Annotated in this window: 16 protein-coding genes and 1 riboswitch; of the genes, 14 read left to right on the top strand and 2 right to left on the bottom strand. The window is 28.7% G+C overall.

Features of this window, described 5'->3' with window-relative positions:
* Positions 1 to 124: 124 nt before the first annotated feature.
* Positions 125 to 640, top strand: coding sequence for a GNAT family N-acetyltransferase (locus JWYL7_RS07105; protein ID WP_066070998.1), 516 nt, complete (start codon positions 125 to 127; stop codon positions 638 to 640).
* A gap of 28 nt (positions 641 to 668) precedes the next feature.
* Here the strand turns inward: JWYL7_RS07105 and JWYL7_RS07100 are convergent, their stop codons facing one another.
* Complete coding sequence (locus JWYL7_RS07100) at positions 669 to 2027, bottom strand: NCS2 family permease (RefSeq protein ID WP_066070995.1); 1359 nt, start codon at positions 2025 to 2027, stop codon at positions 669 to 671.
* Between the two features lie 17 nt (positions 2028 to 2044).
* A riboswitch (purine riboswitch) is annotated at positions 2045 to 2146 on the bottom strand.
* A 193-nt stretch (positions 2147 to 2339) separates the two neighbouring features.
* Here JWYL7_RS07100 and JWYL7_RS07095 point away from each other — a divergent pair.
* The 7 genes from JWYL7_RS07095 to JWYL7_RS07070 all read left to right on the top strand — a co-directional run bounded on the left by JWYL7_RS07095 (position 2340) and on the right by JWYL7_RS07070 (position 6756).
* Entirely contained in the window at positions 2340 to 3488 is a 1149-nt protein-coding gene (locus tag JWYL7_RS07095; RefSeq protein ID WP_066070992.1) for a 5-(carboxyamino)imidazole ribonucleotide synthase, read from the top strand.
* Between the two features lie 12 nt (positions 3489 to 3500).
* Positions 3501 to 3974, top strand: a complete 474-nt coding sequence (gene purE / locus JWYL7_RS07090) for a 5-(carboxyamino)imidazole ribonucleotide mutase (RefSeq protein ID WP_066070989.1) — start codon at positions 3501 to 3503, stop codon at positions 3972 to 3974.
* 132 nt (positions 3975 to 4106) lie between these two features.
* The gene (locus JWYL7_RS07085) at positions 4107 to 4640 is read left to right on the top strand and encodes a PTS sugar transporter subunit IIA (protein WP_066070986.1); all 534 of its coding nucleotides are present in this window, start codon (positions 4107 to 4109) and stop codon (positions 4638 to 4640) included.
* An 80-nt stretch (positions 4641 to 4720) separates the two neighbouring features.
* Entirely contained in the window at positions 4721 to 5095 is a 375-nt protein-coding gene (locus JWYL7_RS07080) for a NusG domain II-containing protein (RefSeq protein ID WP_066070982.1), read from the top strand.
* A gap of 9 nt (positions 5096 to 5104) precedes the next feature.
* Positions 5105 to 5638, top strand: a complete 534-nt coding sequence (locus JWYL7_RS07075) for a Gx transporter family protein (RefSeq protein ID WP_066070979.1) — start codon at positions 5105 to 5107, stop codon at positions 5636 to 5638.
* A gap of 52 nt (positions 5639 to 5690) precedes the next feature.
* A complete protein-coding gene (locus JWYL7_RS10185) occupies positions 5691 to 5852 on the top strand; it encodes an aspartyl-phosphate phosphatase Spo0E family protein (RefSeq protein ID WP_331721829.1) in 162 nt (53 codons plus the stop codon).
* 91 nt (positions 5853 to 5943) lie between these two features.
* The gene (locus JWYL7_RS07070) at positions 5944 to 6756 is read left to right on the top strand and encodes a mechanosensitive ion channel family protein (RefSeq protein ID WP_066070976.1); all 813 of its coding nucleotides are present in this window, start codon (positions 5944 to 5946) and stop codon (positions 6754 to 6756) included.
* Positions 6757 to 6774: 18 nt separating this feature from the next.
* Here JWYL7_RS07070 and proC read toward each other — a convergent pair whose 3' ends face one another.
* A complete protein-coding gene (gene proC / locus JWYL7_RS07065) occupies positions 6775 to 7587 on the bottom strand; it encodes a pyrroline-5-carboxylate reductase (protein ID WP_066070974.1) in 813 nt (270 codons plus the stop codon).
* Between the two features lie 97 nt (positions 7588 to 7684).
* Between proC and JWYL7_RS07060 the strand changes: the two genes are divergently transcribed.
* The 6 genes from JWYL7_RS07060 (at position 7685) to JWYL7_RS07040 (ending at position 13798) form a co-directional block, all read left to right on the top strand.
* Positions 7685 to 8350 carry an MgtC/SapB family protein gene (locus JWYL7_RS07060; RefSeq protein WP_066070971.1) on the top strand — a complete coding sequence of 222 codons (666 nt, stop codon included), beginning with the start codon at positions 7685 to 7687 and terminating at the stop codon, positions 8348 to 8350.
* 31 nt (positions 8351 to 8381) lie between these two features.
* Positions 8382 to 10166 (top strand): oligoendopeptidase F, encoded by a 1785-nt coding sequence (gene pepF, locus JWYL7_RS07055; RefSeq protein WP_066070968.1) that lies wholly within the window; start codon positions 8382 to 8384, stop codon positions 10164 to 10166.
* Between the two features lie 138 nt (positions 10167 to 10304).
* Positions 10305 to 11600: a sensor histidine kinase gene (locus tag JWYL7_RS07050; protein ID WP_066070965.1), complete on the top strand. Its 1296-nt coding sequence runs from the start codon at positions 10305 to 10307 to the stop codon at positions 11598 to 11600.
* Positions 11581 to 11811, top strand: coding sequence for a response regulator (locus JWYL7_RS10800; protein ID WP_331722120.1), 231 nt, complete (start codon positions 11581 to 11583; stop codon positions 11809 to 11811). Before JWYL7_RS07050 ends, JWYL7_RS10800 begins: the two co-directional genes overlap by 20 nt.
* Positions 11812 to 11813: 2 nt before the next feature.
* On the top strand, positions 11814 to 12413 hold the full coding sequence (locus tag JWYL7_RS07045; RefSeq protein WP_331722119.1) for a response regulator: 600 nt from the start codon (positions 11814 to 11816) through the stop codon (positions 12411 to 12413).
* A 116-nt stretch (positions 12414 to 12529) separates the two neighbouring features.
* Entirely contained in the window at positions 12530 to 13798 is a 1269-nt protein-coding gene (locus tag JWYL7_RS07040; protein ID WP_066070962.1) for a dicarboxylate/amino acid:cation symporter, read from the top strand.
* Positions 13799 to 13805: the final 7 nt, after the last annotated feature.

Raw genomic sequence — 13805 nt, 5'->3', positions numbered from 1 at the left:
CCTGTTATTTTAGGAAATCTTATATTTATACTATTAAAAATTAGGATATTTTGTACCATATTAGAAGGTTTTTAATACTTTTATGTAGAACTTTAAAAGACTTAAATCTTAAGGGGGATATGTTATGGTAAGGCTAATAAAACCTGATACTAGTTTTAAAAGTGAATTTTTAGATATGATATCAGAATGGAAAGAGTCAGGCGAGGAACTTATTCCTTGGAGTTTGAATTTTAATACAACTGATTTTAATGAAATGGTAGAGAAAATAAATGGATATAGTAATGGTATAGGACTTAAAGATGGTTTTGTAGAATGTTCAACTTATTGGTTAATAAATGAAAACAACAAAATTCTAGGTGCTATTGATATTAGGCATAGGCTCAACGAAAAATTACTTTATAGAGGCGGACATATAGGGTATGGTATAAGGCCTAGTGAAAGAAAAAAAGGATATGCTACACAAATGTTATCCTTAGCACTTAATATATGCAAAACTATAGGTATACCAAAAGTTTTAATAACTTGTGATAAAAATAATATTGGATCTAGTAAAGTAATACTCAATAATGGTGGAATTTTAGATTCTGAAGAAATAGAAAATGGAGAGGTTTTCCAAAGATACTGGATTGATCTAAGTTAAATTTTAAAAAGGGCAGATCTGCCCTTTTTTATCCAAGTATTATTTTTATTAAGAACATAAAAGATACTATATACATAACTTTAGATACTTCTCTTTGTCTTCCTGTCAATAACTTAAGTATAACATAGCTTAACATACCAAACACGATACCTTCAGCTATACTATAAGTAAGAGGCATCATTATTATAGTCAAAAATACTGGGATAGCTTCAGTAAAATCATCAAAGTCTATTTCCTTAACAGGAGAAATCATAAATAGACCAACTAATATTAATGCAGGTGCAGTAGCAGCTGCTGGAATCATTATGAAAAGTGGAGATAAAAATAAAGCTATTGCAAACATCATAGCTGTAGATAAAGCAGTAAGGCCTGTTCTACCGCCATCTGCAACTCCTGAAGCACTCTCAACATAAGTTGTAACTGTACTAGTTCCTAAAAAAGCTCCTATTGTAGTTCCTATTGCATCTGCAAATAAAGCTTGTTTTGCATTTGGAATATTACCGTCTTTATCTAACATATTAGTTTTAGTAGCAACTCCAACTAAAGTTCCTACAGTATCAAACATATCAACAAATAAGAAAGTAAATAATATTACAAGCATATCTATAGAAAATATATTTGACCATTCAAATTTAAACATTATAGGACTTAAAGATGGAGGAGTGCTTATAAATTTTAAACCTTCAGGAAGTGTAGTAACTCCCATAGGGATTCCTAAAACTGTTGTAATTAATATACCTAAAAGTAAAGCTCCTTTAACATTTTTTGCTAATAAAAATCCTGTTATTATAATTCCTATTATAGCTAAAAGACCTGATCCAGAAGATATATGTCCAATAGTTAATGGTATTCCATCTAACTTTCCATCTCCAACGTGAAACATTCCGCTTACAACTATTCCTGAATTAAAAAGTCCTAAAAACGCTATAAATAGTCCTATACCAGCAGAAACTGCTTTTTTTATGCCTATAGGAATCGAGTTTATTATAGCTTCTCTTACATTAAAGAAAGAAAGAATTATAAATATTATACCTTCTAAGAATACTGCAGTTAAAGCCATCTCCCATGAATAACCCATTCCTAAAACTACCGTAAAAGCAAAGAATGCATTAGGTCCCATGGCAGGAGCTAAAGCAAATGGAAGGTTTGCATAAAGTGCCATTATAAGAGTTGCTACAACTGAAGATAAGGCAGTTGCAGTAAATAATGCTCCAAAGTCCATACCTGTAGCAGATAATATGCTAGGGTTAACTATTAAGATATAAGCCATTGTCATAAATGTTGTCATACCTGCTAGTATTTCAGTTTTAGCATCTGTATTATGCTTACTTAGCTCGAAAGTTCTTTCTAAAATAGAAGTTTTAATACGTTGTTTAACAAGTTCCATTATGTATCCTCCTTTTGACTAATAAGTATTTAGTCCATAGCAAGGCGATTTACGGTCGCCTAGTAGAAACTTCGCATCCTTATTATGCGAATTATATGGAACTTTGCCGTTTGACATATAGATGATAATATAGGAAAGGTTATAAGTCAATACAAAAAATAAAAAATATAAATAAAAGTTCGGTTAAATACGAACTAAAATAAAAATATAAACAATAAAGTTGACTACATATAATTATGAATGTTAATATTTAATATATAGGTTATCTTAAAGTATTGTAACTATGTTACTAGAATAAAGAGAGGGATATTTATGCTAAATAAAAAGGTAGGGATAATAGGTGGTGGACAGCTTGGGAAGATGCTTATAATTGAAGCATTGAAAATGGGGGTATACACTGTAATTTTAGATCCTGATCCTAAATGTCCTGCAAGTTATATAGCTAATGAACATATCATAGCAAGCTTTTATGATGAGAATGCTTTAAGAGAATTAGCTAGCAAAGTTGATGTTGTAACTTATGAATTTGAACACATAAATGCAAATATACTTAAGAATTTAGAAAATGAGGGATTTAGAATATATCCTAGTCCTAATACTCTTTGTATAATTCAAAACAAGTATAGTCAAAAAAAATATTTCAAAGAAAATAATATTCCTGTAGGAGATTTTAGAGAAATTAAGTGTATAGATGATATAGAAAAAGTATCTAAAGAATTTGGATATCCTGTTATGTTAAAGAGTGCACTTGGTGGATACGATGGAAAAGGCAACAGTTTGATTAAAAGTCAAAATGAAATAGATATTTTTTATAAAGAGCTTGGTGAAGGAAAAATTCCTTTATATATAGAAAAATATATTCCTTACAAAAAAGAAGTTTCTGTTATATGTTGTAAAGGAATTAATAACGATATAAAGATATATCCAGTAGGAGAAAATGTTCATAAAGATAGTATACTGTTTGAGACATCTGTTCCTGCTGATATAACGAAGGATGAATATGAAAAATCGATAAATATTTCTAAGGATATACTGAATTTATTTGATGATATTGGAATATTTTGTATAGAAATGTTTATAACCAAAGATGGAGATGTTTTAGTCAATGAGGTTGCGCCAAGGCCTCATAACTCGGGTCATTATTCTATAGAAGGGTGCGTAACTTCGCAATTTGAAAATCATTTAAGGAGTGTATTAGGCATACCCCTTGGAGATGTGAGTTTAGTTAGGCCAGTTGTTATGAGAAATATTTTAGGAGAAGATGGATATAAAGGAAAACCTACAGTAGTTGGAGTTTGCAATGCTCTATCTATAGAAGGTGTAAGTCTTCACATATATGGAAAAAGTGAAACAAATCCAAAAAGAAAAATGGGACATGTTACTGCTATAGCTGATACATTAGATGATGCAAGAAATAAAGTAAGTAGTGCTTATAATTTTATAAAAGTTATTTCAAAATAAGGGGGGATTTATATGAAAATAGGGATAATAATGGGAAGTGATTCGGATTTACCTGTGATGAAAGAGGCTGCTCAGATTTTAAATGAGCTTCAAGTAGACTATGAGATGACAATTGTTTCAGCTCACAGAACTCCTGATAGACTATATGAATATGCTAAAAGTGCACATAAAAGAGGGATAAAAGTTATAATAGCAGGTGCTGGAGGAGCTGCACATCTTCCGGGTATGGTAGCATCTCTTACTTGCATTCCTGTTATAGGGGTTCCTGTAAAAACTGAAAGTTTAGGAGGGTTAGATTCTTTATATTCTATAGTTCAAATGCCTCCTGGAGTTCCTGTTGCAACAGTTAGTATAAATGGTGCTAAAAATGCTGGTATACTGGCAGCTCAAATTATAGCTATTCAAGATGAAAAGATTTATAAAAATCTTGAAAACTATAAAAAAGAACTAGAAAATATGGTTTTGGAAAAAGCTATGAAAATGTAAAGCAAAATCTTGTTAAATTTCTAAAGGTATGTTAATATATAAAATGTATTTTACGTGTTACTGATTCGATCAGGCATGAGTAAGGTTTAATGCTTTACTCATGCTTTATTTATTTAGAAAGGAGAATTTGACATGAAAAAATTACTAGAAAGCATCAAAAATATGTTCTCTGCTAAAGATTCTTCTGAAATTCAAAGTGAAAAACAAGTAGAGAAAAGTGAGTTTTTATCTCCTATAAGTGGAAAAATATTAAGTATTGAAGATGTTCCTGATAAGGTGTTTTCTCAAAGAATTATGGGAGATGGATTTGCGATTGATCCTTCATCAGGAGAAGTAGTATCTCCTGTAAATGGAGAAGTAAGCACATTATTCCATACAAAACATGCAATAGGATTAACTGCAGATGATGGAACAGAAGTACTTATCCACTTTGGAATTGACACAGTTAATATGGGTGGAGAAGGTTTTGAGGCTTTAGTAAGTGAAGGAGATAAAGTAAAAGCAGGTCAGCTTATATTAAAAGTAGACATCGATAAAATAAAAGATAAGGTACCTTCTTTAATTACTCCTGTAATTTTCACAAACTTACCAGAAGGTAAAAAAATTGAAGCTAAAATAGGAGCAGAAGTTAAAGCTTCACAAAAAGATATAGTATCTATAGTATAGAAAAAGACCTACATATTGTCAGGTCTTTTTCTTTTTCTTTTTATAAAGTATAATAGGAATAAAAGTTAGGGAGGAGCTTTATGAAAAAAGGAGATATAGTTTTAGTAATATTAATTTTATTTATATCACTAGGCATGCTATTTGTTATGAACAACCAAAAAGATGATGAAAACGAAAAATATATACAAATAGTTGTTGATGGAAATGTTTATAAAACTATACATTTAAAGGATAAAAACTATTCCCAACAGATAAAAGTAAATACAGTTTATGGAGAAAACACTGTATTAGTTCATGATTTTGGAGTAAGTGTAACTAGTTCAAATTGTAAAGATCAAATATGTGTTAAAACAGGACATATAACAAAGAAAGGTCAGATAATTGCATGTCTTCCTCATAGATTATATGTAAAAATAACAGGAAAACAAGAAAAAGTAGATGTTATATCTTACTAGGAGGATTTTATGAATAAGACTAAAAAGATGATTATACTTTCCCTTTTTGTAGCAAAAGCTATAGCACTTTACATATTTGAATCTTATATTCCCAATCCTTTTTTATTTTTATCTCCTGGGGCTAAGCTGGGTATTTCAAATATCGTAACTTTAATTTGTCTTGAGTTATTTGGATTTAAAGATACGTTGATAATAGTTTTTTTGAGAATTTTAATTTCTAGTTTTTGGGGGTCGTTGTCTTCGTTTTTATTTAGTATAACAGGTTCAGTTTTAAGTTTGTTAATCATGAATTTGTTAATAAAATATAAAAAAGAAAACTTGAGTATAATTGGGGTTAGTATGGCTGGAAGTATATTTCATAATATAGGTCAATTACTTGTAGCATCTTTTATTATAAAAGATATAAACATATTCATGTACTTGCCTGTACTTTTTATATCATCTATTCCAACAGGAATGTTCGTTGGTGTAGTTTGTAAGTTATTTATAGACAAATATAAAAATATGTTAAAACGTTTTCAAGTGCTAAGTATTGACAAATAATACGATCGTTTGATAAACTTTTATTAAAGAATATTAGAAAATGGTGGTAAGTATGACGAAAATAGAAGAAATAAGGAGAGAAATAGAGGATTTAAGAGAAGAAATCAATAGATATGTTCAATACCCAGATATTTTTAAGGAAGAGCTAGAAAGTACTAGTATGAAAATCGATTCTTTAATAAATGAATATCTAAAATTAAGTCATACAAACTAAAAGAGAAGGTAATCCTTCTCTTTTTTTTTGTATATATATCTTATTAAAGGGCAACAATGTATCTTGAAAATATTTTTTGTAGGGGATAATCATGTTAAGATTAATAAAGAGCATTTTTATAATAGTTATATCGTTTTTGTCTATAAGGTTTATAAAATATATAACAAAGAAAGTATTTGATGTAACTAAATTTGATATTCAGTATGAAAAGACTATAAGAAGTATTATAGTTTCTGTTTCTTATTATTTAGCTTTTTTTTCAGCAATAATCCTTATATTAAGAGAGTATGGAATGTTAGATTTAAGTAAGTCGACTATGCTAACAGGAGCAGGTATAATAGGTCTTGTGGCTGGTTTTGGAACGCAAAGTTTAATAAAGGATATATTAAATGGTTTTTTCATTTTGTTTGAAAAACAAATGAGGGTAGGGGATTTTGTAGTTATTAATGAAATGTTTAGAGGAACTGTGGAAGAGATAGGACTTAGAAGTACAAGTATTAGGGATTGGAGTTTAAGAAGGATTCATATTCCAAATAGCGAAATAAAGTCTATTGTAAACTATAATAGAAAAAGAATGAGGGTTATAGTTCACGTTTATGTATCTTATGAAACAGATCCTCATTTAGTTATAGATACATTAAAAGAGGTTTGTGATGCTCTTAATGAAAAATATAGTGAATTTTTATGTAAAAATATAATGAATGAACCAGCTAATCCATTTGACGTTTATGGAATAACAGATATAGATGAAAAAAACATAGGAGCAAAGTACACAATAACAGGTGTGGTTGAACCGTTCAAATATTGGTCGGCTCTAAAAGATGCAAGGCTTGAAATACTAGTTAAGTTTAGAGAAAAAGGGATAAAAATAGCTTATCCAAGAAGAATAAATATGAATGATTAATCTTCTTGGATAATAAATTTACATATTTTTAGACATTGATAAAGCCTTTTGTGTGCACTTTTCCATACATGATATAATAGCAGATCTAAAGCCTCTTTTTTCAAGTTCATATATCGCTTCAATAGTAGTGCCTCCTGGAGAACACACTTTGTCCTTTAAAACAGCTGGGTGTTCATTGGTTTCAAGAACCATTTTAGCAGCTCCCAAAACAGACTGTGCAGCTAATTTATATGCTTTATCTCTAGGCAAACCTTTTAAAACAGCTCCATCAGCTAAAGCTTCTATCAACATATATACATAAGCAGGAGACGAACCACTTATAGAAGGGATAATATCCATTAAAGACTCATCAATAACTTCTGCTTTTCCAAAGCTTTCGAATAATTTTAAGATAAGCTCTTTTTCGTTATCATCTAAAAGGTCATTAAAAGAGATAGCACTCATTCCTTCTTTGACTAAAGAAGGTGTATTTGGCATAGTTCTAACTACTTTAATTTTTCTTTGGAAACATTTTTCTGTAAAAGAAATGTCTATTCCAGCTGCTATTGTAACTATTATGGCATCATCTTTTACAAAATCTTTTATCTTTTTGATTACAAGTTTATACTTGTCGGGCTTTACTGATAGAAAAATAATATCTGAAAATGTAGCTACATCTACGTTGTTGTTAGTAGTTAATATGTTATATTTATCTTTAGTTGTTTTTAGTTTTTCACTATCAATATCGCTTGCTATTATATTGTCAAAAGAAATCAAATCAGATGTTATAAGTCCGCCTATAATAGCTTGAGCCATATTTCCACAACCTATAAAGCCTATTTTTTTATTCACGCTAATACCCCCATTATTAGTTTTTATACATTATATCATAAAATTCAGTCAATTTTAGATGAATAGTTAATATAATTAGAAAAAAGGGGTGATACTTTTGAGTAGGGCGGATATTATATATAGACTAATTCTTGCAATGATTATAGGTGGAATAGTGGGTATAGAAAGAGAAAAATCCAATCAGTGGGCAGGATTTAGGACGCATGTTTTAGTAGCCGTAGGATCATGTGTTGCAGCTATGACATCTTTGCTTTTGTTTAACGATTACAAAGATGTTATAAATCTAGATCCAGGACGTATACCTGCACAAGTATTATCTGGAATAGGTTTTTTAGGAGCGGGAGCTATTTTAAAGACTCAAAGCAGTGTAAGAGGATTAACTACTGCAGCAGGAATTTGGGTAATTGCATGCGTTGGTCTTGCTATAGGATATGGATACTATTACCTGAGTTTTATGGTTTTAATATTTTTATTTATTACTTTATATACTTTAAGAAAAATAGAAAAAATAATAGTAATAAAGAAAACTTCTGACTTTTATGTATACACAAGCAATATATCGGAAACTTTATCTAGAATAGTACAAATACTTGAAAAAAATAAAATTATAATAAAAAATATGCAAATTTTAGAATCGGAAAGTTGTGAAAAAATTTGGGCTATAAATATAACAGTAGTTTATAGTGATAAAATATCTATAAAGAAAATTCTTAAGAAAATATTAGATTCTGAATATGTTGTTAAAGTAGACTATATAGAGTAAAATATACTATATTAGAAAATGGAGGATATTTATGGGAAAAAAGAGAAGTGAGATAAACAAAGAATATAAATGGGATTTAGACAGTATGTATAAAGATGATGAGCATCTTAAGAAAGATTTTGATAAAGTACGAGATATGCTAAAAAATCTAAAACAGTACAAGGGAAAACTTAAATGTAGTAAAGAAAACTTGTACAACGCTTTGAGTGTATATGAAGATATATTAAGGCTTTCTCAACACATATATGTTTACACTCATATGAAACAGCATGAAGATAACACTGACACAAAAAATCAAGCCTTAGCTGGTAAGGCTGAAATGTTATCTACCGAAGTATCTACTGAAACATCGTTTATTGTTCCTGAAATTATAAAAATAAGTGATGAAATAATAAATGATTACATGAAATGTGATAAATTAAAAAAGTATGACAAATTTATCGAAGAAATTCTTAGAAAAAAGCCATATACTTTATCAGAAAGAGAAGAAGAAATTTTATCATCTTCATTAGATGTTTCAAACACTATAGAAACTACATTCGAAATGTTATCGTTTGCAGATATGAAATTTCCAGAAATTGAAGATGAAAACAGAAAAAAAGTTCAAATAACTCATGCAAATTACTCTACTTTTATGCAAAGTAAAAACAGAGATGTTAGAAAAAAAGCTTTTGAAAGTATGTATGAAACTTATAAAAAATATAAAAATACATTTGCATCAACACTATCAGGAGCCATAAAAAGAGAAGTATTTTATTCAAAGATAAGAGGATATAAATCTGCTCTAGAGGCATCTTTGTTTCAAGATAACATAACTACTCTTGTTTATGAAAACTTAATAGATGCAGTAAATGAAAACTTAAATCTTTTGCATGAGTATTTGAGGTTGAAAAAGGAATTTTTAAATTTAGATAATCTTCATATGTATGATTTATATGTTCCTTTGGTAGAAAATTTTGATATGAAAATAACTTACGAGCAAGCTAAGCAAATTTTACTTGAAGCATTTAAACCTTTAGGAGATGAATATATATCGTTAGTAAAGAAATGTTTTGATGAAAGATGGATAGATGTTTATGAAAATGAAGGAAAGAAAAGTGGAGCATATTCTTGGGGAAGTTATGACTCTTATCCATTTATACTTATGAATTATAAAGATGACTTATCTTCTTTGTTTACAGTAGCACACGAAATAGGGCATTCTATTCACAGTTATTATTCAAAGAAAAATCAACCTTTTATATATTCAAGGTATAAAATATTTGTAGCTGAAGTTGCATCTACACTCAATGAACAACTACTTATGGATTATATGCTGAAAAATGCTACTACTAAAGAAGAAAAATTATATTTACTAAATTATTACTTAGAACAATTTAGAACAACAGTATATAGACAAACCATGTTTGCAGAATTTGAAAAAATAACTCACGAAAAAATAGAAAATAAGCAGTCGTTAACATCTGAGCAATTTTGTCAGATATATTACGATCTTAATTTAAAATATCACGGAAAAGATATGATAGTTGATGAAAATATACAGTTTGAATGGGCAAGAGTACCTCACTTTTATTCTAACTTTTATGTATATAAATACGCTACAGGATTTTCAGCTGCATCTTTCTTGAGTTTTAAAATTTTAAATAATGAAGAAAAAGCAGTAGAAAAATATATAGAGTTCTTAAAAAGTGGAGGATCTGATTATCCTCTTAATCAGCTTAAAAAAGCTGGGGTTGATATGGAAGATAAAAATTCAATTTACACATCTTTAAAGGTATTTGCAGATCTTATAGAAAAGTTAAGAAAAGAAAAGTAATCAAAAACACCTATAAATTTATAGGTGTTTCAGTTTGTAGACAATTCAAATGGAAAAGATAAAATATTAAATTTAAAGGAAAAAATATTGAGAATATAGAAATAGATAAATAGCATAAATGTAGATTAGGTGATTTATATGGAAAAGGTAAGAAAAATATTATTTGTAGCTGTTTTTACAGCATTAGTATCACAAATATACATAAACTTGTTTATAAATAATTTTAGAATATCGTTTGCTATAATATTTTTTCCCATATTTCTTATAAACTACAAAAATATAAATATTATAACAACATCTACGGTTACAGCTTTTGTAGTGTTTATTTTTAGAAGTATTTTGAGTCTAAACGCTTATTTAGATTACAAAAGTGCGTTTGAATTAAATTATCCTTTGATATTTTTTTATATAACATATGGAATAATATTTTATTTTCTAAATGTAAGGCATGAAAAAGATATAACAAAAGTTATAATAGGTATTTGGACTTGTGATTTTGTTTCAAATTTTCTTGAGGTGCTAATCAGAATTGAAAATATAAACGATGTAGATGTTTTTAATGTGTTTAGATTGCTTGCTTTAATAGCTTTTATAAGAGTTGTATTTGTGTTTTTAATAATTACATTAGGCAAACATTATAAATTGTTGTTAATGAAGGAAGAGCACGAAGAAAGGTATAGAAAACTTATCCTTTTAACTTCTAGTTTAGAGTCAGAAATATATTTAATGAATAAAAATATAGAAAATATAGAAAATGTCATGAACAAAGCATTCAAACTTTATAAGGAGTTAGAAGATGAAAAATCAAACCTTGCATTATCTATAGCTAAGGACATACACGAAATAAAAAAAGACTATATAAGAGTAATAAGAGGGATACAAGATCTAAAGGTAAACAAAATGGAATACACTAAAATGAGTTTAAAAGATATATTTTATATTCTTGAAGATAGTACAAATAAGTTTATATCTGCTGAAGAAAAAGAAATAGACATAATATTTAAAAGAGAAGGAGATTTTTATACAAAACATCACTATACTTTAATATCAATACTTAGAAATCTTATTCAAAACTCTATTGAGTCTATAGAATGTGCTAAGCGAAAGGGTACTATAATGGTAAAACATTTTTCTGATGAGAGCAATCATTGTTTTATAGTTTATGATAATGGAGTAGGTATTAAAAAAAAGGATATAGATTACATATTTAATCCTGGCTTTTCAACCAAATTTGATAATAAAACAGGAGATATAAACAGGGGGCTTGGGCTAACTTTAGTAAAAGATATAGTAAAAGATAAATTTAAAGGCCAAATAATAGTAAACTCAGAATATGAAGATGGAACTATATTTGAAATCAAAATTCCTAAGGAAAGTATAGAATACAAACATTCACATGTGGGAGATGATGAAGATGAAGTTTTATATAGTTGATGATGATGTAACTATAATAAAAATATTAGAAAATATAATAGATGACAAAAACTTAGGACAAGTTGTAGGAAGTTCAATAGATCCTTTAGAGTGTATTGAAGATATTATTTTAAAAAATCCTGATATAGTTATAGTAGATTTGCTTATGCCTAAAAGTGATGGAATAGAAGTTGTAAATAATATAAAAAAAGAAAAAATGATATTAAGATAATTATGATATCTCAAGTTTCGTCTAAAAACTTAATAGAACAGGCATATTCAAGTGGGATAGAATTTTTTATAAGCAAGCCTATAAATATAGTTGAAGTTGTAAAGGTAATAGAAAATGTACTTGAAAAAATAAAGATGGAAGAAACATTAGGAAGAATAAAAAGTATGTTTAGCGATTTAGATATAAATAAAAGTGAGAAATTAAAATCAAATGAAATAGAAAAAATAAGATTTATATTATCAAAACTTGGAATATTAGGAGAGATAGGAAGTAAAGATATAATAAACATTTGTCAATATTTATTAGACAATAAAGAAAGAATGTTTAATTATAAGGTAAGTGAAATATGTGAAAAATTAAGTGATAATCCTAAAGCTATGGAACAAAGAATAAGAAGAGCTTTAAATAAAGGATTAACTAATATAGCAAGTTTAGGTATAGAAGATTATATGAATGATGATTTTATTCAATATTCAAATTCACTATATAACTTTGAAGATGTAAGATTAGAAATGGATTATATAAGGGGGAAAAATAGCTATGGAGGAAAAGTTAATATAAAAAAATTTATAGAAGGGATACTTTTACACAGTGAATGTTAATTAAAGCTCAAAATCAAAATACTGAAAAGTTTGAAAATTGTTTTGAATTTTTCTGATTTTTTTTGTATCATCGTAGCTATAATGAAGAAAATAAAAATTCAAAAGGGGAGGATGTTATGAAAAAGAAGGTGGGTCTTACGTCTAAGATCTTCGCAGGTCTTATACTCGGAGCTATATTTGGTATAATACTTAGTAAAGTTCCAGGGGGATTTGTTAAGGATACTCTTCTTATAGGAGGTATATTAAAATTATTTGCAAGAGTATTCGTAAATGGTATAAGAATGCTTGTTGTTCCACTTGTATTTGTTTCTTTAGTTTGTGGATCGGCAGCTATTGGAGATGTAAAAAAACTAGGAAGAGTTGGGGCAAAAACTTTAGGTTTTTATATGGCAACAACAGCAGTAGCTATAACGCTTGCTTTGATACTAGGAAATGTTATAAATCCTGGAGTAGGGCTTGATTTATCTAATGTTATGACTAGCGAGCCTACAATAGGTCAGGCAAGTCCTTTAGTTGATATAATAATTGATATGGTTCCAGTAAACCCTATAGCTTCTATGGCAGAAGGAGCTATGCTTCAGATTATAGTATTTGCACTTTTAACTGGTATTAGTATAGCTTTAGTTGGGGAAAAAGCTAAACCACTAATAAATATATTTGACTCTTTAAATGAAGTAATTATGAAAATGGTATCTGTAGTTATGCTATTTGCTCCATATGGGGTATTTGCACTTATAGCTAACACTTTTGCAACAGTTGGATTTGATGCTATGTGGCCGCTTGCAAAATATATGATAGGTGTAATATTAGCGCTATTGATTCATGCTACAGTAGTTTATATGGGTGTTTTAAGTATATTTGGAAAACTAAATCCTGTAGTATTCTTTAAAAAGTTTGCTCCAACTATGAGTGTTGCGTTTTCAACTTCATCAAGTAATGCAACATTACCTCTTACGATAGAAACAGCAGAGGAAAAACTAGGTGTTTCAAATAGTGTAGCGTCATTCACATTACCTCTTGGAGCTACTATAAATATGGATGGAACGGCTATAATGCAAGGTATAGCAGTAGTATTTATATCTCAAGTTTATGGAATTGATTTAACTATTCAATCTTTCTTAACTGTAATAGTAACAGCTACATTAGCATCTGTTGGTACAGCAGGAGTTCCAGGGGTTGGACTTATAACTTTATCGATGGTTTTACAATCAATAGGATTACCAGTTGAAGGGATAGCGCTTATAATAGGAATAGATAGATTGCTAGATATGTGCAGAACAGTTGTTAATATAACAGGGGATACTGTTTGTACACTAGTTGTAGCTAAATCAGAAGGAGAGTTTGATGAAAGTATATATTATTCAGAAACTAAAACAACTGCATAGGTTGTTT

The sequence above is a fragment of the Alkalithermobacter thermoalcaliphilus JW-YL-7 = DSM 7308 genome (assembly GCA_001584565.1).
In the GTDB taxonomy this organism is placed as follows: Bacteria; Bacillota; Clostridia; order Peptostreptococcales; family Peptostreptococcaceae; genus Alkalithermobacter; species Alkalithermobacter thermoalcaliphilus.
Note: the sequence above shows the minus strand (reverse complement) of the source record. Positions and strands in the feature narration are given on the sequence as shown.